The 19,366-nt window shown below is 72.8% G+C and carries 15 protein-coding genes; 5 read left to right on the plus strand and 10 right to left on the minus strand.

All coding sequences use genetic code 11. From position 1 onward, the window contains the following. Positions 1-49: 49 nt before the first annotated feature. A complete protein-coding gene (locus ACQUFX_RS18055) occupies positions 50-1,129 on the minus strand; it encodes an AAA family ATPase (protein WP_428961518.1) in 1,080 nt (359 codons plus the stop codon). Positions 1,130-1,293: 164 nt separating this feature from the next. Continuing rightward, a complete protein-coding gene (locus ACQUFX_RS18060; RefSeq protein WP_428961519.1) occupies positions 1,294-1,821 on the minus strand; it encodes a hypothetical protein in 528 nt (175 codons plus the stop codon). A 329-nt stretch (positions 1,822-2,150) separates the two neighbouring features. Between ACQUFX_RS18060 and ACQUFX_RS18065 the strand changes: the two genes are divergently transcribed. After that, positions 2,151-3,155, plus strand: a complete 1,005-nt coding sequence (locus tag ACQUFX_RS18065; protein ID WP_428961520.1) for an endonuclease/exonuclease/phosphatase family protein — start codon at positions 2,151-2,153, stop codon at positions 3,153-3,155. An 84-nt stretch (positions 3,156-3,239) separates the two neighbouring features. Here ACQUFX_RS18065 and cimA read toward each other — a convergent pair whose 3' ends face one another. Next, positions 3,240-4,823 carry a citramalate synthase gene (cimA, locus tag ACQUFX_RS18070; protein ID WP_428961521.1) on the minus strand — a complete coding sequence of 528 codons (1,584 nt, stop codon included), beginning with the start codon at positions 4,821-4,823 and terminating at the stop codon, positions 3,240-3,242. A gap of 527 nt (positions 4,824-5,350) precedes the next feature. Between cimA and ACQUFX_RS18075 the strand changes: the two genes are divergently transcribed. Continuing rightward, positions 5,351-5,689, plus strand: coding sequence for a PRC-barrel domain-containing protein (locus tag ACQUFX_RS18075; protein WP_428966995.1), 339 nt, complete (start codon positions 5,351-5,353; stop codon positions 5,687-5,689). Positions 5,690-5,738: 49 nt separating this feature from the next. Then, positions 5,739-6,515: a tyrosine-protein phosphatase gene (locus tag ACQUFX_RS18080; RefSeq protein WP_428961522.1), complete on the plus strand. Its 777-nt coding sequence runs from the start codon at positions 5,739-5,741 to the stop codon at positions 6,513-6,515. Between the two features lie 102 nt (positions 6,516-6,617). Here ACQUFX_RS18080 and ACQUFX_RS18085 read toward each other — a convergent pair whose 3' ends face one another. Together ACQUFX_RS18085 and ACQUFX_RS18090 are read right to left on the minus strand one after the other, a co-directional pair. Further along, a complete protein-coding gene (locus ACQUFX_RS18085; protein ID WP_067360159.1) occupies positions 6,618-7,715 on the minus strand; it encodes a branched-chain amino acid aminotransferase in 1,098 nt (365 codons plus the stop codon). A 279-nt stretch (positions 7,716-7,994) separates the two neighbouring features. Continuing rightward, positions 7,995-9,026 carry a 3-isopropylmalate dehydrogenase gene (locus ACQUFX_RS18090; protein WP_067360163.1) on the minus strand — a complete coding sequence of 344 codons (1,032 nt, stop codon included), beginning with the start codon at positions 9,024-9,026 and terminating at the stop codon, positions 7,995-7,997. A 222-nt stretch (positions 9,027-9,248) separates the two neighbouring features. Here ACQUFX_RS18090 and ACQUFX_RS18095 point away from each other — a divergent pair, with 222 nt between their 5' ends. Both ACQUFX_RS18095 and ACQUFX_RS18100 read left to right on the plus strand, forming a co-directional pair. Then, the gene (locus tag ACQUFX_RS18095) at positions 9,249-10,097 is read left to right on the plus strand and encodes an FAD:protein FMN transferase (RefSeq protein ID WP_428961523.1); all 849 of its coding nucleotides are present in this window, start codon (positions 9,249-9,251) and stop codon (positions 10,095-10,097) included. 406 nt (positions 10,098-10,503) lie between these two features. Next, positions 10,504-10,878, plus strand: coding sequence for a hypothetical protein (locus ACQUFX_RS18100; protein WP_428961524.1), 375 nt, complete (start codon positions 10,504-10,506; stop codon positions 10,876-10,878). Between the two features lie 114 nt (positions 10,879-10,992). Here the strand turns inward: ACQUFX_RS18100 and serA are convergent, their stop codons facing one another. The 5 genes from serA to ACQUFX_RS18125 all read right to left on the minus strand — a co-directional run bounded on the left by serA (position 10,993) and on the right by ACQUFX_RS18125 (position 19,270). Next, positions 10,993-12,591 (minus strand): phosphoglycerate dehydrogenase, encoded by a 1,599-nt coding sequence (serA, locus tag ACQUFX_RS18105; protein WP_428961525.1) that lies wholly within the window; start codon positions 12,589-12,591, stop codon positions 10,993-10,995. 456 nt (positions 12,592-13,047) lie between these two features. Then, positions 13,048-14,061: a ketol-acid reductoisomerase gene (ilvC, locus tag ACQUFX_RS18110; protein WP_428961526.1), complete on the minus strand. Its 1,014-nt coding sequence runs from the start codon at positions 14,059-14,061 to the stop codon at positions 13,048-13,050. A 185-nt stretch (positions 14,062-14,246) separates the two neighbouring features. Next, positions 14,247-14,762 carry an acetolactate synthase small subunit gene (ilvN, locus tag ACQUFX_RS18115; RefSeq protein ID WP_067360173.1) on the minus strand — a complete coding sequence of 172 codons (516 nt, stop codon included), beginning with the start codon at positions 14,760-14,762 and terminating at the stop codon, positions 14,247-14,249. A gap of 61 nt (positions 14,763-14,823) precedes the next feature. Beyond that, the gene (locus ACQUFX_RS18120) at positions 14,824-16,710 is read right to left on the minus strand and encodes an acetolactate synthase large subunit (RefSeq protein ID WP_067360175.1); all 1,887 of its coding nucleotides are present in this window, start codon (positions 16,708-16,710) and stop codon (positions 14,824-14,826) included. 187 nt (positions 16,711-16,897) lie between these two features. Further along, positions 16,898-19,270 carry a putative bifunctional diguanylate cyclase/phosphodiesterase gene (locus tag ACQUFX_RS18125; protein ID WP_428961527.1) on the minus strand — a complete coding sequence of 791 codons (2,373 nt, stop codon included), beginning with the start codon at positions 19,268-19,270 and terminating at the stop codon, positions 16,898-16,900. Positions 19,271-19,366 lie beyond the last annotated feature (96 nt).

Here is a 19,366-nt window from a genome sequence, read left to right on the forward strand (position 1 = left end):
TCGCCCACGGCACGAGAAACGACAACGACGATTCGCTCGCTGCGCTCGCTCATGCCGCCGCCAGGTCGGCGCGGTTCGGCCCGCCGGTTCCGGTGGTGGCGGGACGCTCGTCCCGACCGGGGGCGATGCGGGGCGGCGGCACCGCGGCGACCAGCCGCCGGACCACCGACTCGGCGGTGATCCCGTCGGCCACCGCGTCGAAGGAGAGCACCAGCCGGTGGGCCAGCACGTCCACCGCCAACTCCCGGACGTCCTCGGGCAGCACGTACTCCCGGCCCCGCAGCAGCGCCTGGGCCCGCGCGGCGGCGACCAGGCCGAGGGTGGCCCGGGGACTCGCCCCGTACGCCAGCATCGGCGCGATCTCCGGCAGCCCGAAGCGGGCCGGGTCGCGGGTGGCGAGGATGAGCCGGACGACGTACTCGGCCACGGCGTGGTGGACGAAGACCTGCTCGGCGCGGCGTTGCAGCGCACGCAGGCGCAGCGGGTCGAGCACCTGCCGGGCCCGGGGCCGCTGGCTGCTCATCCGGTAGAGGATGGCGAGTTCGTCGGCGTCGCCGGGATAGTCCACGACGATCTTCATCAGGAACCGGTCCCGCTGCGCCTCCGGGAGTTGGTACACCCCCTCCGACTCGATCGGGTTCTGGGTCGCCAGCACCAGGAACGGCTCGGGTACCTCGAAGGTGCGCCCGCCGATCGAGACCTGGCGTTCGGCCATCGCCTCCAGCAGGGCCGACTGCACCTTCGCGGGCGCACGGTTGATCTCGTCGGCGAGCAGCAGGTTCGCCATCACCGGGCCGAGTTCGACGTCGAAGGTCTCCGTCGAGGCCCGGTAGATGCGGGTGCCGACGATGTCCGAGGGGACCAGGTCGGGGGTGAACTGCACCCGGGAGAAGCTGCCGCCGACCACGGTGGCGAGGGTCTGCGCGGCGAGCGTCTTCGCCACCCCGGGTACGCCCTCCAGCAGGCAGTGCCCGTCGGCGAGGAGCGCGGTGAGCAGACGGTCGACGAGCCGGTCCTGCCCGACGATCACACGTTTGACCTCGAAGAGGGTCTGTTCCAGCTCGGCGCCGGTCGCGTCGGGATCGACCGGGGTGGGCAGGCTGGCCAGGGTGTCCGAGATGTCCGTCACGGTGCTTGCTTCCCGGGCCGGCGGCTCGACAAACGTCGGACTTCCCGCGCCAGAGGCGTCCTTTCCGGGCCTCGGCGACAGCATCGCCACCGGGACCGGACAACCTGGACGCCACAGCGGTGCCGACCCCCGTCGCGGGAGCCGGCACCGTGCGGCGGTACGGGTCAGTACGTGAAGATCGCCAGGTGGAACGGCAGGTCGGCCGGGACCCCGGCCGAGGTGTAGGTCTGCACGAAGACCGCGTTCGGCGTGCCCAGCCGGGGTGCCACCGAGACCTGGCCGGCCGGCGGGACGCAGCACTCGGTGTGCGTCCCGATGGTCGCCACGTAGCCGCCCCGCACCACGTTGCGGTTGAACACCACCTGGTACTGCCCGGGGCCGTACTTCTTCGACGAGACCGCGTCGTAGCCGCGGACGTACCCACCGGCGCCGTTCACCAGCGCGTAGGAGGTCGAGCCGGGCACGGCGTTGGTGCCGACGGACTTCTTCAGCGCCGCCTTGGCCTCGCGGGCCTCCGCGGCGGTGACCTGCGGCTGGCCGCCGAGGACGCCCGGCGCGGCGGGCTGGACGGAGTCGAGCGGGGCCTTCAGCGACGTGGTCGACTGGGCGGCGGCGACGCCGCCACCGGCGAGGGTCAGCGCCAGCGCGCTGAGCGCCACCGCCGCCGATCTACGGGAAAAGAACTTGACCATGATGGGTTCTCCTTGGATGACCGGGGTGATACGGCCGATCCCGCTGACCGCGGGCCGGATAATTGCAGTGCGAGATTTCACCCGAGCGGGAACGACAATTCCGCACCAGGATTCAGACCGAGCCGCAGACGCCGGACGAGCGCGCCTCAGACCCGATCTGAACAGGCTTTACCACGTTGAGTTTCGGCGCCGTAACCAGGTGGAACCTAGCACCGGAAAAACAACGCAGTCAATAGTTGATCACCGCATGTCGCGTCATTGATTGAGGCGCCCGCACATTGCGAAATACGAAGGCTCGACCATTCACGAAATGGGTACGGAGATCCGCTATGGTGACCCGCGTGACCATCGAGACCGACCGTCCGCTGACGACGCCGAGGCAGTCACGCCGGACCGCACTGTGCTGGATCGCCGTGGCCCCCGGGGCCGGCTGGGCCCTCGCCCGCCTGGTCGGCGTCGAGCCCGGCCCGCTGGTGCAACTGCTCGCCTTCACCCCGTACGTCGCCGCCGGGTCGCTGGTACCGCTGCTGCTCGCGCTCGCGCTGCGCCGCCGCTGGCCGGCGGTGGTCGCGGCCGGCACGGCGCTGGCGCTGCTCGCGGTGGTGGCACCCCGGGCGCTCGGCAGCCCGCAGCCGGCGACCACCGGACCCACGCTGCGGGTGCTCACCGCCAACGTGCTGGCCGGGGCGGGCGACGCCCGGACCCTGGTCGACCTGGTCCGGGCCCACCGGGTCGACGTGCTCGCCCTCCAGGAGTTCACCCCGGACACCCAGGCCGACCTGGACCGCCTCGGGCTGGCCGGGCTGCTGCCGCACCGGCGGACCAACCCGCAGGTCGGTACCGTCGGCTCCGCGCTCTACACCCGGTTGCCGATCAGCGCGGACGGCGTCCGGCACAACCGGGGCGGCTGGGGCTTCAGCCAGGCGTACGGCACGGTCACCCCACCCGGCGCTCCCCCGGTCCGGGTGGAGTCGGTGCACCCGGCCGCCCCGTACGCCCTCGACCAGAACGGGCACTGGCGCGCCGACCTGGCGACCCAGCCCCCGGCCACCCCCGACGGCCCGCTGGGGATCCTCGCCGGGGACTTCAACGCCACCCTCGACCACGCGCCGCTCCGGACCCTGCTGGACACCGGGTACGTCGACGCCGCCGCCGCGGTGGGCGCGGGCCTGACCGGCACCTGGGGCCCGTACGACGGCGACCCGATCCCGCCGGTGGTCATCGACCACGTCCTGGTCGACCGGCGGATCGCGGTCCGCTCCGTCGCCGTGCACCCGGTACCGGGCAGCGACCACCGCGCCGTCCTGGCCGAGCTACGCCTACCGGCCGCCTGACCACCCGCACCGCGCCCGCCCTCATGAGGTCGGGGGTGAGAAGGGAACCCTTCTCTACCGTAGGCGTTAAGAGGGGGCCCTTCCTTACACCGAAGCGCGCGCGACGCCGTAGGTGAGGGCGTCGACCAGGGCGTGCCAGCTCGCCTCGACCACGTTCGGGTGCACCCCGACGGTGGTCCAGTCCCGGCCCGCCCCGTCGACGGTCTCCACCAGCACCCGGGTCACCGCGCCGGTGCCGTGGGTGCCCTCCAGGATCCGCACCTTGTAGTCGGCCAGCTCGAAGTCCCGCAGCTCGGGGTAGTGCTTGGTCAGCCCGACCCGCAGCGCCTCGTCCAGGGCGTTGACCGGGCCGTTGCCCTCGGCGGTGGCGATCACCCGCTCGCCCTGCACCCGGATCTTCACGGTGGCCTCGGAGACCACCGCGCCGTCCTCGCGGTGCTCGACCAGCACCCGGTACGACTCCAGGTCGAACGGTCGCGGCGGGGCGCCGTCCGGCAGTTCCGAGCGGACCAGCAGCTCGAAGGACGCGTCGGCGGCCTCGAACGACCACCCGCCGGCCTCCAGTTCCTTGACCCGCTTGGTCACCCGGGACAGCGTCTCCGGATGGCCGGCCAGGTCCAGCCCGAGCTCGCGGCTCTTGAGCTCGATGCTGGCCCGGCCGGCCATCTCGGTGACGAGGATCCGCATGTCGTTCCCGACCACCGCCGGGTCCACGTGGTTGTAGAGCAGCGGATCCACCTTGATCGCGCTCGCGTGCAGCCCCGCCTTGTGGGCGAAGGCGGCGGCCCCGACGTAGGCCTGGTGGGTGTCGGGGGCGATGTTGGCGATCTCACTGATGGCGTGCGAGACGCGCACCATCTGCTCCAGGCAGCCCTCCGGTAGGACCGGCAGCCCGAGCTTGAGCTGGAGGTTGGCGACCACGGCGAAGATGTCGGCGTTGCCGGGACGCTCGCCGTACCCGTTGGCGGTGCCCTGGAAGTGCAGCACCCCGGCCTCGACCGCGGCGATGGTGTTCGCCACCGCGCAGGAGGTGTCGTTCTGGCAGTGGATGCCGAGCAGTCCGGGGTCGACCCCGGTCCGCGCGGCCAGGTCGGCGATGGCGGCGGTGACCTGCGAGGGGAGCATGCCGCCGTTGGTGTCGCAGAGCACGAACCGCTCGGCCCCGGCCGCCAGCGCGGCCTCGACCACCGAGGCGGTGTACACCGGGTCGTGCCGGTACCCGTCGAAGAAGTGCTCGCCGTCGACGAAGACCCGCCGGCCCTGCCCGACCAGGTGCGTCACGGTGTCCCGGACCATCGCCAGGTTCTCCGCGCCGGTGGTCCGCAGCGCCCGCTCGACGTGCCGGATGTCCGCCTTCGCGACCAGGGCGACCGCCGGGGTCTCGGCGTCGAGCAGGCCACGCACCTGCGGGTCCTCGGTGACCGCGACGCCGGCCTTGCGGGTGGCGCCGAACGCGACCAGCACCGCGTGCTTCAGGTCGAGTTCGGTACGGGCGCGGCGGAAGAACTCGGTGTCCTTGGGTACGGCCCCCGGCCAGCCACCCTCGATGAAGCCGACCCCGAGTTCGTCGAGCAGCCGGGCCACCGCGAGCTTGTCGACGACCGAGTACGTGAGGCCCTCTCGCTGGGCACCGTCGCGCAACGTCGTGTCGTACACCTGGAAGGTCATCCGGAGGGCCCTTTCATGAAGCAACAAAAAGACCCCCCGCGGATGCGGGAGGTCTGCGCGCTGGCGGAGACGGAGCCGGCGCGCTAGGTGCTGATAATCAGGACGGACCTGATCACGCTCGGTACTTTGCCACTCGCGGGGTGGCTCCGGGAGGCAAAATCCACATGTCGGGACGGCGAGCCGGGCCGGGACGGCGTCGCCGGGCCCGGCGATTTCGTCCCGTCTCGGGGGTGTAGCCGGCAAAGGCCCGGGTAGGAGTTTCGGGGACAGCGCAGATTACCTCCGAGACGGCCGCTCGCCGGCCGGGACAGGAGCCCCCGATGGAACGCATCGACACGCACACCGCCCCGTTCGACACCCACACGCCGGAGTCCACCGGGCACAGCACCGGCGCGACCGCGCCGCAGGGGTACGATCGCACGCCCAACCCGACCGGCACCACCCCCTTCGACCAGACCCAGGGCGCGGTCCCGGGCGGAGCGCCCGCCGGCTCGTTCGACCCCTGGCGGTACCGCGAGGAGGCGGGTGTGACCGGTAGCGACCTGACCGGCTACAGGGTCGAGGCGACCGACGGCAGCATCGGCAAGATCGACAACGCCAGCCACGAGGTCGACGACAGCTACCTCGTGGTCGACACCGGCCCGTGGATCTTCGGCAAGAAGGTGATGCTGCCGGCGGGCACCGTCAACCACGTCGACCACGACGAGCAGAAGGTCTACGTCGACCGGGAGAAGGACCAGATCAAGGCCGCCCCGGAGTACGACGAGAGCAGCCACGGCGACCCGGCGTACCGCGAGCGGCTGGGCGGCTACTACGGCGAGCGGCACTCGGCGATGCCGCCGGGCAGCGCCGGGCGGATCATCTGACGACGGTCCCCGCCGACCGGAGGTCCCTCCGAGGCGGCGGTAACGGCCGGTGGAGCACGGCTCCGCCGGCCGTTACCGTGTCGACGTGGACGTCACCGACAACAGCCGCCGGATCCCCTTCACCGCCATGTTCAACTTCCGCGACGTCGGTGGCTACCGTGGCCACGACGGCCGCACCGTACGGTGGCAACGGCTGTACCGCTCCGACTCGCTGCACCGCATCGACGACACCGACCGAAAGGCGTTCGCCGCCCTCGGTGTCCGGACCGTCGTCGACCTGCGCCGCCCGTACGAGGTCACCCGCGACGGGCGGGTACCCGACTTCACCGGCCTGACCTGGCGGCACGTGCACCCCGAGCACGCCGAGTGGGACGAGAGCCCGTACCAGCCCGGCAGCGACCTGGCCCGGTACCTGGCGGACCGGTACGCCGACCTGGCCCAGACCGGTACCGCCGGCCTGGCCGACGCGATCGGGCTGATCGCCGACAGCGCCAACGCCCCGGTGGTGGTGCACTGCGTGGCCGGCAAGGACCGCACCGGCATCGTCTGCGCGCTGACCCTGTCGGTGCTCGGGGTGGCCGACGCCGACATCGCCGCCGACTACGCGCTGACCGCCGAGGCGGCCCGACGCTTCGCCGCCTGGGCCGCCGAGGTCATGCCGGAACGGGGCACCCTGCCGCCGGCCTGGCTCGCCTCACCGGCCGAGACGATGCTGCTGTTCCTCGCCGAACTGCGCGCCGCCCACGGCTCGGTCGAGGGCTACCTCCGCTCCGCCGGCGTCACCGACGCCCAGCTCACCGCGCTCCGCACCCACCTGCTCCACTGACCGCCACCCGCCCGATCTCGGGTGGGACGCGCGACGGCCGGCACCGTGTGGAGACGGTGCCGGCCGTCTGTCGAGCCGGATCGGGTGGTGGGCGGTCGGGGGTCAGAGCACCCGGCGCACCCAGCCGTGCGGGTCGGCGGCCTTGCCGCGCTGGATGTCGACCAACTGCTGCCGCAGGGTCATGGTGACCTCGCCGGAACCGCCGTCGGCGATGGCGAACTCCCCGTCGGGGAAGCGGACCTGACCGATCGGGGTGATCACGGCGGCGGTACCGCAGGCGAAGACCTCGCGCAGCCGGCCGCTGGCCGCGTCGGCCTGCCACTCGTCGAAGCTCACCGGGCGCTCCTCGACCCGGTGGCCGGCCTCGGCGGCCAGGACCAGCACCGACTCCCGGGTGATGCCGGGCAGGATGGTGCCGCTCAGCGGCGGGGTGACCAGGGTGCCGTCGTCGTAGACGAAGAAGACGTTCATCCCGCCCAGTTCGTCGACGTACCGGCGTTCCACGGCGTCCAGGAAGACCACCTGGTCGCAGCCGGCCTCGATGGCCTCCGCCTGGGCGACCAGGGAGGCCGCGTAGTTGCCACCGCACTTGGCCGCGCCGGTGCCACCGGGGGCGGCCCGGGTGTACTCCGGGGAGACCCAGACGGTCACCGGCTTGATGCCACCGGAGAAGTACGCGCCGACCGGCGAGGCGATCACCGCGTACAGGTACTCGTTGGCCGGGCGCACGCCGAGGAAGACCTCGCTGGCGAACATGAACGGCCGCAGGTAGAGGCTGCCGTCCTCGTCCTCCGGGATCCACTCCCGGTCGATCTCGACGAGCCGGTGCAGCGAGTCGAGGAACACCTGCTCGGGCAGTTCCGGCATGGACATCCGCCGGGCGGAGGCGGCCAGCCGGGCCGCGTTGGCGTCCGGGCGGAACATCGTCACGCCGCCGCCGACGCTGCGGTACGCCTTCAGGCCCTCGAAGATCTCCTGCGCGTAGTGCAGGACCGCGCTGGCCGGGTCCATCGGGATCGGCGCGCGCGCCTCGACCCGGGCGTCGTACCAGCCCTTGCCCTCGGCGTACCGGATGGTGACCATGTGGTCGGTGAAGACCCGGCCGAACCCGGGGTTGGCCAGCAGGGCAGCCCGGTCGGCGGCGGGTACCGCCGCAGAGTTCGGACGGATCTCGAAATCGAGCTTGTCACCACCGCTCATCGCGCTGACCTCCAAGAATCGTCCCGGCACGCCGAGGTTGGCGGACCGACGTCAGATGTTCTGCAACTTACCCCGAACGCTCGTTAAGCGGAAAGTGCCGCTCGGGGAAAGGTGGCCTTCGTGGTGGCGCCCGGTCCACCGACCGCACGCGCGTGGTCGGGCCGGCGGCGGGCCTGCGCCCACCCGGCCCCGCCGCGTCGGCGGGCACCACCGCACCCCGGTCGGATTCCGGACGGGACGCCGACGCCCCGACCGCGCGGAGCGCCCGGCGGCCCGGGATCAGGCTACGGCGTAGCCGGCGAGGCGGTCGCCCACCTCGGCCGTGTTCAGGGGTACGCCCGGGGCGCGGCTGGCCAGTTCGGTGGCGACGGCGTCGGTGACCCGGGCCGCGGCCTCCGGGTGCCCGAGCTGGTCGAGCAGGAGGGCGGCGGAGAGCACGGCGGCGACCGGGTCGGCCACGCCCTTGCCGGCGATGTCCGGGGCCGAGCCGTGCACCGGCTCGAACATCGACGGGTACCGGCCGTCGGGGTTAATGCAGCCGCTGGCGGCCAGGCCGATGCCCCCGGTGACCGCGGCGGCGATGTCGGTGAGGATGTCGCCGAAGAGGTTGTCGGTCACCACCACGTCGTACCGCTGCGGCTGGGTGACCAGGAACATCGCCGCCGCGTCGACGTGCTGGTACTCGGTGGTGACGTCGGGGTGCTCGGCGGCGACGGCCTCGAAGGCGCGGGCCCACAGCGAGCCGGCGTGGGTGAGCACGTTGGTCTTGTGCACCAGGGTCACCTTGCGCTGCTCGCGGCGGCCGGCGCGGGCGAAGGCGTCGCGGATCACCCGCTCCACCCCGTGCCGGGTGTTCAGGCTCTCCTCGGTGGCCACCTCGGCCGGGGTGTCCCGGTGCAGCGTGCCGCCGGCGCCGGCGTACAGCCCCTCGGTGCCCTCCCGGACCACGACCAGGTCCACCTCGCCGGGCTTGACGTTGGCGAGCGGGCCGGCGGTGCCGGGCCAGAGCCGCGACGGCCGGAGGTTGACGTACTGGTCGAAGGCGAACCGGAGCTTGAGCAGCAGGCCCCGCTCCAGCACGCCCGGCGGGACGGTCGGGTCGCCGACCGCACCGAGCAGGATGGCGTCGTGCCCGGCCAGCTCGCTCAGGACCGAGTCGGGCAGCACCTCGCCGGTGCGGTGCCAGCGCGCGGCGCCCAGGTCGTACTCGGTGGCCTCGACTCCGGGGAGCACCGCGTCGATGACCTTGCGGGCCTGCGCGACCACCTCGGGCCCGATCCCGTCCCCGGCCACCACCGCGATCCGTGCCACCCTGCGCTCCTCTGCGTCGTCGGTCAGGTCGACGGTACGACGCCATCCCGTCCCCCGGTACACATCTTCCGCATCGTGGGAAAGCGAGATGCACAGGGCCTTTCCAGGTGGCATTCATGGTCCGGTCAACTTCGCTGCCTACCGTGAACGTGCCCGGGTCGCCGGGCCCGGTGACCCGGGTGACCGCAGCGACGCGGCACCGCCTGCGAGGGAGCACGCCAGATGCGGATCGACGGACAACCGCGGACCAGATGGGTGGACCAGCCGGCCCACCGCAGTCGTCGGCCCGACCTGCGCCTCGGCCCCCGCGACACCCGGCCCGACCGGGCCGGCGCCACGGCCACCGGCCGGCTCAGCGCCACCCACACCGTCCGGACCTCCACCGCCGAGTACACCCTCTTCCTCAACGCCCCGCACGAGCTGGGCCGGCGGGCCGTCGGCGAGGCGCTGCGGGACGCGGTCGCCGAACTGCGCGCGATCGACCTCACGTACGGGCCGAACCGGCCGGACAGTCTCGTCTCGCGGCTGCGCCGGGGTGAGATCAGCCCCGAGTCGTACCCGCCGCTGGCGGACCTGGTGGACCGGTGCGCGGCGATGCGGGCGGCCACCGACGGCTGGTTCGACGCCTGGGCCGTGCCGGGCGGGTTCGACCCGGGCGGGCTGCTCGGCGGCTGGGCGGTGGAGCGGGCCGCCGCCCGGTTGCGGGCCGCCGGGGTCAGCGACTACGCCGTCCTCACCGGCGCGGACCTGGTGGTACGCGGCACCGCCGCGCACGGCGGGCCCTGGCGGGTCGCGGTGCACCACCCGACCGACAGCCGGCGGGCCCCGCTGGTGCTGGAGATGACGGCGGGGGCGATCGGCACCTCCGGGGTCACCGGACGGCAGGGACACGTGGTGGACCCGCGCACCGGGGAACCCGCCGACCAGCTCGTCGCCGCCACGGTGGTGGGGCCCGACCTCGCCGTCGCCGACGCCTACGCCACCGCCCTGTACGCGGCCGGCCCGACCGGCCTGGCCTGGTTCCGCGCCGATTCGGAGTACCGCGCGCTCTTCGCGCACCGCCGTCGCTGACCGCCACCGACCGACCGTGGACGCCCCTGACAGATCACCGACCGTCGGCCGGGCCCGCCGCCGACCGAACCGCCACCGGCCGACCGTCGTCGGCCCTGGCGTCGTCGGCCGGGCCGGCCCGCGATCGGCCCCCACCATCTCGGCAACGACCGTGGGGGCCGGTCAGCGACGAGTGCGCGTGGCTTGCGCAATCGAGGGGCGCGGGCCGGTCGACCAGGGCGCCGGACCTCGCCACCCGAAGACGGGTCGACACCACGAGCACGGCCGGTAGCCGCACGGCAACGCTATCGAATCGACGCAACTCGACGCAAGGGTCTCCACAGCGGACCGTCCGGACAGGATTTTCGCCAAACCGGTACACGGGGTAGTTGCGCTGTGGTGACCGGCGGATGGCACGCTGTCCGCCGTGAGTTTCGATCTGAGCGTGTGGGCCATGTGGGACGGGGCCTCCCCCGCGGACGTGCGGGCAGCGGTGCAACGGTGCCGGCAGGGACAGCATGTGGAGCGCTACCCCGACCCCCGGGTGGTGGCGTTCTACCGGGCGGTCACCGCCATCTACCCCGACCGCCCGGCCACGCCGGGCACCCCCTGGGAGCGGGCGCCGCTGCACGCCGCCAGCGACCACGTCGAGATGAACCTCTTCCCCACCTGTGCCGACCAGGTGCTGCTCGACATCGAACGGCTCGCCGGCGAGCACGGCCTGATGCTCTTCGACCTGCAGGACGGCTCGGTCTACCCGCCGCCTGCCGGGCAGCGACCGGTGCCCGTCCAGGGCCGGTGACGCCGGGGCGGCCCGGACGACGAAGGGGCCCGGCCGTGTACGGCCGGGCCCCTTCGTCTGTCCTGCCGGGAGCTGTCCCCCGGCCCATCTGGACCTGTCCGGTCCGGCCTGTACCTACTCGTCGCGCAGGTCGGCGGCGCTGGCCGAGGTCGCGCCGATCGAGTCGGCCGCCGAGGTGAGCAGGTCCGCCCCGAGCGCCTGGTCGACGGTGAGGGTCATCAGCGTCTCGCCCCCGGCCTCCCGGCGGGCGACCTGCATCGCGGCGATGTTGACGCCGGCCTCGCCGAGCAGGGTACCGACGGTGCCGACCACACCCGGCCGGTCGGCGTAGCGGAGGAAGAGCAGGATGCCCTCCGCGCCGATCTCCACGTCGAAGCCGTCCACCTCGGTCAGCTTGAGCACGTCACGGTTGCCGGTGTGGGCCACCGTGCCGGAGACGCTGACGGTACGCCCGTCGGGCAGGGCGCCCCGGACGGTGACCAGGTTGGGGTGCTCGGTGGTCTCGACCTGGGTGGTCAGGGTGACCTCGACCCCGCGCTCGGCGGCCAGGTGCGGCGCGTTGACGTAGGTGACCTGCTCCTCGACGACCGAGCTGAACAGCCCCTTGGTCGCGGCGAGCTTCAGCACCGAGACGTCGTGGTTGACGATCTCACCACGTACCTCGACGGTGACGCTGGCGGCGACGCCGCCGGCCACGGCGGTGAAGGCCCGGCCGAGCTTCTCGGCCAGCGGCAGCAGCGGGCGGACGTCCTCGGCGACCACGCCGCCGGCCTGGACGTTCACCGCGTCCGGGACGAACTCGCCCTGGAGCGCGAGCTTGACGCTGCGGGCCACCGCGAGACCGGCCTTGTCCTGCGCCTCGGCGGTGGAGGCACCCAGGTGCGGGGTGGCGACCACGTTGTCGAAGGCGAACAGCGGCGAGGAGGTGCAGGGCTCCTTGGCGTACACGTCGACACCGGCGCCACCGACCCGGCCCTCAGCGATCGCGTCGGCCAGCGCCTGCTCGTCGACCAGACCGCCCCGGGCGGCGTTGACGATCCGCACGCCGGGCTTGACGATCGCCAGCTCCTTCTCCCCGATGAGCCCGACGGTCTCCGGGGTCTTGGGCAGGTGGATCGAGATGAAGTCGCTCTCCCGCAGCAGCTCCTCCAGCCCGACCAGGCGGACGCCGAGCTGGGCGGCGCGCGCCGGCTGGATGTAGGGGTCGTACGCGATCAGCCGGGTGCCGAAGGCGGCGATCCGCTGCGCGAAGAGCACGCCGATGCGGCCGAGACCCACCACGCCCACGGTCTTGCCCTGGATCTCCACGCCGGTGTACTTCGACCGCTTCCACTCCCCCGCCTTCAGCGCGGCGCTGGCGCTGGCGGTGTTGCGGGCGACCGCGAGCAGCAGCGCGAGGGCCTGCTCGGCGGCGGAGACGATGTTCGAGGTGGGGGCGTTGACGACCATCACACCCCGGGCGGTGGCGGCCGGCACCTCGACGTTGTCCAGACCCACCCCGGCCCGGGCGACCACCTTCAGCCGCGGCGCGGCGGCGACCGCCTCGGCGTCGATCTGGGTGGCGCTACGGACGATCACGGCGTCCGCCTCGGCGAGCGCGGAGAGCAGTGCCGGGCGGTCGGTGCCGTCGACGTGACGGACGTCGAAGTCGTGCGCGAGCACCTCGATGGCGGCAGGGGCGAGTTCTTCGGCGATCAGTACGACAGGATTCATTGGTCCTCGTAGATGTCGAAAGCGTGGTGAGGTGTGCGACGCCGACGCCGCACTGCGCCCTGCGCCGACCGGATACGGCCGTGGGTGCCGCTTGCGCACCTCACGCCGATCGTAGGGGTCAGGCCGGCCGGGATGCCCCGACGACCAGCGTGAGTGCCCTCACAAACCCGACCTAACACCCGATCACCCCACCCGCCCTCCCCTCCCGCCCTCCCCTCCCGCCCCGCCCCTGCACCACCGCGTTGATCATGGAGTTGGCGGCACCCCAGGGGCTGGCCTGGTGCCGCCAACTCCATGATCAACGGGGGCGGGGCGGGGGTGGGGCGGGTGGGGGGTGGGGAGGGGAGGGGGGTGGGGAGGGGAGGGGGGTGGGGAGGGGACGGCGATGGTCCGCCGGGCCGGGGGCGTCGGCGGACCATCGGGGCGGGTGAGCGCCCGGGTGGTACGGGTGACCGCTCAGGCGGTCTCGGTGATCGGGCGGTCGACCCAGCTCATCATGTTGCGCAGCTTCTGGCCGGTCTCCTCGATCGGGTGCACGGCACCCTCGGCCCGCCACTTGGCGAAGTTCGGGCGGCCCGCCTCGTCCTCGGCGACCCACTCGCGGGCGAACTCGCCGGACTGGATCTCGGAGAGGATCTTGCGCATCTCCTCCTTGACCCGGGCGTCGACGACCCGGGGGCCCCGGGACAGGTCGCCGTACTCGGCGGTGTCGGAGACGCTGTAACGCATCCGGGCGATGCCGCCCTCGTACATCAGGTCGACGATCAGCTTCAGCTCGTGCAGGCACTCGAAGTACGCCACCTCGGGGGCGTACCCGGCCTCGGTGAGCACCTCGAAGCCGGTCTGCACCAGCGCCGCCGCGCCACCGCAGAGCACCGCCTGCTCGCCGAAGAGGTCGGTCTCCGTCTCCTCCTTGAAGGTGGTCTTGATCGCGCCGGCCCGGGTGCCACCGATGCCCTTGGCGTACGACAGGGCGAGCTGGAAGGCGGTGCCGGTGGCGTCCTGCTCGACGGCGACCAGGCAGGGCACGCCCTTGCCGTCGACGTACTGGCGGCGGACCAGGTGACCCGGGCCCTTCGGGGCGACCATCGCCACGTCCACGTCGGCCGGGGCCTTGATCAGGTCGTACCGGATGTTGAACCCGTGCCCGAAGAAGACCGCCTTGCCCGGGGCGAGGTTCGGGGCGATCGCCTCGGCGTACAGGGACCGCTGGGCGGTGTCCGGCGCCAGGATCATGATGACGTCGGCCTCGGCCGCCGCCTCGGCCGGCGTGAGCACCCGCAGCCCCTGCTCCTCGGCCTTGGGCCGGCTCTTCGAGCCGGCCGGCAGGCCGATCACCACGTCGACCCCGGAGTCGCGCAGCGACAGCGCGTGGGCGTGGCCCTGGCTGCCGTACCCGATCACGGCGACCTTCTTGGCCTGGATCAGGCCCAGGTCGGCATCGTCGTCGTAGTACACCTCAACGCTCATGAACTTCCCTTTCGTACGGCGGCCCTGGGCGGCCCGTCGTGGTCGGTGTGTCTGGCCCAGCCCCGCCCCCGGGGCCGGACCGGTTGTGGCCCGGTCGGTCCACTGGCCCGACCGGTGCTGTCGCGGCGGCCCGCAGGGGCGGGCCGGTCATGTTCGGGCGGCCCGCAGAATCGGACCGGTCGTGTTCAAGCGGCCCGCAGGGTCGGACCGGCGGTGATGGAACGCGAGCCGCGCCCGATCGCCACCAGCCCGGACTGGACCATCTCCTTGATGCCGAAGGGTTCGAGGTCACGCAGCAGCGCGTCCAGCTTGTCCGGGGTGCCGGTCGCCTCGATGGTCAGGGTGTCCGGGGCGACGTCGACCACCCGGGCGCGGAACAGGTTCACTGTCTCCAGCACCTGGGCCCGGGCCGACCGGTCGGCGCGGACCTTGACCAGCAGCAGTTCCCGGGCGACCGAGACCTGCGGGTCCAGCTCGACGATCTTGAGCACGTTGACCAGCTTGTTGAGCTGCTTGGTGACCTGCTCCAGCGGGGAACGCTCGGCGTTGACCACGATGGTGATCCGGGAGACGTCGGGGTTCTCCGTCTCACCGACGGCGAGGCTGTCGATGTTGAACCCGCGCCGGGAGAAGAGCCCGGAGACCCGGGCCAGGACCCCCGGCTTGTTCTCCACCAGCACGGAGAGGGTGTGCATGGTCATCGCTGTGCCTTCCTCGTCATGTCCTCACGGCCCTCGCTGCGCTCGGTGCGATCGGCCACGACTAGATGTCGTCCTCGTCGAAGACGGGGCGGACGCCCCGGGCGAACATGATCTCGTCGTTGCTGGTGCCGGCGGGGACCATCGGCCACACCATGGCGTCCTTGCCGACCACGAAGTCGACCACGACGGGCGCGTCGTTGATCGCCATCGCCGCCTCGATGGTCTTGTCCACGTCGGCGGCGTTCTCGCAGCGCAGCCCGACGCAGCCGAGCGCCTCGGCCAGCTTGACGAAGTCGGGGATCCGGTGCTTGTGGGTGCCCAGCTCGGTGTTGGAGTAGCGCTCACCGTAGAACAGGGTCTGCCACTGCCGGACCATGCCGAGGTTACCGTTGTTGATCACGGCGATCTTGACCGGGATGCCCTCCAGGGCGCAGGTGGCCAGCTCCTGGTTGGTCATCTGGAAGCAGCCGTCGCCGTCGATCCCCCAGACCACGGTGTCGGGCTTGCCGACCTTCGCGCCCATCGCCGCCGGGACCGCGTACCCCATGGTGCCGGCGCCGCCGGAGTTCAACCAGGTGTACGGCTTCTCGTACGAGATGAACTGGGACGCCCACATCTGGTGCTGCCCGACGCCCGCCACGAAGATCGTGTCCGGGCCGGCGATCTCGCCCAGCCGCTTGATCACGTACTGCGGGGAGAGGGTGCCGTCGCCCGGCTCCTCGTAGCCCAGCGGGTACCGGTTGCGCAGGTCGTCGAGCTGGGCCCACCAGTCGTCGTGCCCGGTGACCCGCCCGGCGGCCCGCTCCACGGTCACCGCGGCGATCAACTCGTCGATGACGTGCCGGGCGTCACCCACGATCGGCACGTCGGCGTGCCGGTTCTTGCCGATCTCGGCCGGGTCGATGTCGGCGTGCACCACCGTGGCGTCCGGGGCGAAGGAGTCGAGCTTGCCGGTGACCCGGTCGTCGAAGCGGGCGCCCAGCGCGACGATCAGGTCGGCCTTCTGCAGGCCGTACACCGCGGCCACCGTGCCGTGCATGCCGGGCATGCCCAGGTGCTGCGGGTGCGAGTCGGGGAACGCGCCCAGCGCCATCAGCGTGGTGATCACCGGGATGCCGGTCAGCTCGGCGAGCTTGCGCAGCCCCTCGGTGGCGCCGGCCTTGAGCACCCCGCCGCCGACGTACAGCACCGGCCGGCGGGCTCCGCTCATCAGCCGCGCCGCCTCCCGGATCTGCTTGCCGTGCGGGTGCAGGGTCGGCCGGTACCCGGGCAGGTCCAGGGTGGGCGGCCAGGTGAAGGAGGTCTGCGCCTGGAGGACGTCCTTGGGGATGTCGACCAGGACCGGGCCGGGCCGGCCGGTGGCGGCCAGGTGGAACGCCTCGGCCAGGATCTGCGGGATCTCCTCGGGGGTCTGCACCAGGAAGTTGTGCTTGGTGATCGGCAGGGTGATCCCCTGGATGTCCGCCTCCTGGAAGGCGTCCGTGCCGATCGCGGGCCGGGCCACCTGGCCGGTGATCGCGACGATCGGCACCGAGTCCATGTACGCGTCGGCGATCGGGGTGACCAGGTTGGTCGCGCCGGGGCCGGAGGTGGCGATGCAGACGCCGACCTTGCCGGTGGCCTGGGCGTACCCGGTGGCCGCGTGGCCGGCGCCCTGCTCGTGGCGGACCAGGATGTGCCGGACGGCGGAGTCGTAGAGCGGGTCGTACGCCGGCAGGATCGCCCCACCGGGGATGCCGAAGACGACGTCGACGCCGAGCGCCTCCAGGGACCGCACCAGCGAACCGGCGCCCGAGAGCGCGGCCGGCTCGGGGGTCCGGGCCACCGGGGTGGTCGGGGCCACGGCGGCGCGGGCGGTGGGCGTGTGGTCGACGTCGCCCGCCGGCTCGGCGGCGGCGCGGGCCCGCCGGGCGGAGTGGGCGAGTGTCTCGGGCGTTGGTCTCGTCATGACGGTTCTGGCCTTCGGCTGGAGTGGTCAGGCTCTTCTGGCAGTGCAACACGGGCGGGGCCCGTGTCGGTCAAGTTCCGACGGCATGAAAAAAGCCCTCGTGCAGGATGCACGGGGCCAGCGCACTCTCGACAGCAGGAGAGTGCGCTCAGGTAAGTACTCGCAGCGACCGGTGAGACGACATGGGCTAAGCCTGACGCATCTCACGCGATGAGTCAACTGATCCCACATGTTGGTTAACGGATCTCGGCGCACCGGGCTCCCCGACGCCTCCGGAGCGACGTTCGCCCTGATCAGGGCGGCTCTGGTCGACTCGCGGGGCGGGCAACCGGTCGTTCACCGGCCGGGCGCCCGGTGACGTGGCGGCCTCCAGCATCGCCTCCAGGTGCTCGGCCGGCACGCCCCAGCCGAACAGGGCGCCCTGGCCGAACCGGCAGCCGGCCGCGACCACCGCGGCCAACTCGGTCGGGTTGGTCACCCCCTCGGCGATCACCTCCAGGCCGAGCTGGTGACCGAGGCGCATCACGATGTCGACCATCGGCGCGAAGGCGGGCCCGTCCCGGTCGACCGGGCGGACCGGCTCGTGCTCGGCGACCAGGCTGTGATCGATCTTGAGGATGTCGATCGGCAGCCGGCGGAGCTGCCCGAGCGACGAGTACCCGGCGCCGAAGTCGTCCAGGGCGATGCGTACCCCGGTACGACGCAGCGCGGTCAGCCGCCGGATCAGCTCGTCGAGGTCGGTGGCGACCGCGTGCTCGGTGACCTCCAGCACCAGCCGCTGCGGAGGCACCCGGTGGGCGCGCAGCGCCTCGGCGACCTGGACGACGTACTCCGGGGCGTGCAGTTCGCGGGGCGAGACGTTCACCGACACCCAGACGTCGTGCCCGTCGGCCAGCCAGCGGGACAGTTGCAGGCAGGCCTGGTCGAGCACCCAGGCGCCGAGCTTGGCGATCATCCCGGACTCCTCGGCCAGCGGGATGAACTCGTCCGGGCGGACCTGCCCCAGCTCGGGGTGGTGCCAGCGGAGCAGCGCCTCGGCCCCGACCGGGCGGACCGAGGGCAGCGAGGCGACCGGCTGGAAGGCCAGGCGCAGCTCGCCCCGGCCGATCGCGCCGCGCATCTCGTGCTCGACCGTGGTGCGTCGCCGCAGCAGCCGGTCGTACGCCACGTCGTACCGCTCGATCCGGTTCTTGCCCTGCTGCTTGGCGTAGCGCAGGGCCAGGTCGGCGTGGCGCAGCAGGAGCTGGACGTCGACCTGGTCGGTACGCCCGGCCACCCCGATGCTGACCGAGAGGAAGACCGGCCCGTCGGGCTGGACGTACGGCTGGCCGAGCACGTCGAGCAGGCGCTGCGCGACCGGGGCGGCCTCGGCCGCCCCGCCGAGCACCAGCACGGCGAACTCGTCCCCGCCGAGCCGGGCGGCGACGTCGTCGGCGCGCAGCCCCGTCCGCAGCCGCCGGCCCACCTCGGCCAGGACCGCGTCACCCACGTCGTGCCCGCGCATGTCGTTGACGATCTTGAACCCGTCGAGGTCGAGGCTGATCAGCACGTGCGGCACGCCCTCCTGGGCGCGGGCGTGCAGCTCGCCGAGGAAGCCCCGCCGGTTGGCCAGCCCGGTCAGCGGGTCGGTGTGCGCCAACTCCCGGAAGTGCGCCTCCCGCTCGGCCAGCCGCCCGGCGTACCCGCGCAGGTCGTTGAGGGTGAGGTACTGCCGGGCCACCAGCGCGAACCCCTCCACGCTGCCGGCGACGATGCCCAGCGCGTCGAACCGGCCGTCCTGGGCGAGGTGGTACATCGCCGAGGTGGCCATGGCGACCATCGGGACCACCGCGTACTCGCCGTCGCGGCGGGTCGGGTCGATCTCCACCTGACCGGGCGAGTCGGCCCCGTGCACCGTCACGGCGACGGCCGCCAGCCCCGCCGCCAGCCCGGCGGCGCCGACCAGTACCAGCGGGCCCTCGCCCTGGCAGAGCCCGGCGGCGATGCCGAGCCCGCCCAGGGTGACGGCGGTGGACCCGGCGGCGAAGCCGGCCAGCCGGCGGCGCGGCGCGGCGCGCAGCACGACGATGAGCCCGAGCCCGGCGGTCAGCGCCGTGCTCACGGTGGCGAGCAGGATCGCCGGACAGGCGGTCGGGGTGGCCGCGCCGAGCAGGCGGGTCGGCTCGGACAGCAGCACCCAGCCGACGAACCAGAGCGCGGCGGCGATGACCAGCCCGTCCAGGGCCAGCCGCAGGGTCGACCGCGCGGTGATCGCGGTGCCCGGCAGCCGGAGCAGCCAGAGGCAGAAGGCCAGCCCGCTCAGCACGGTGACGGCGGCGACCACCGCCGCCCAGCCGCTGTGCCCACCCGGCTCGTGGCCCCGGTGCCCGGTGTCGCCGACGCCCACGGCCAGCCCGACCAGCAGGCCGGCCGTGGCGGTCACGGCGGCCACGACCAGCAGGATCTGGGCCACGCGGCAGCGCCCCGTCCGGCGCCGGACGGACGCGGTCAGCAGGGCGGTGGCGGCAGCGGCGACGAGCCCGCTCAACGCCGCGACGGCGACGCCAGAGGGGAAAGGCACGAGCTCAACTGTGCCCGATCCGCGCCGACCGTGGGGGACCGGGTGTGCAACTGTTGGGACACGGCGCACACACCCGGGGCGTACGGCGGCGACGGT

The organism is Micromonospora fluostatini (genome assembly GCF_050410825.1).
GTDB classification, from domain to species: Bacteria; Actinomycetota; Actinomycetes; order Mycobacteriales; family Micromonosporaceae; genus Micromonospora; species Micromonospora rosaria.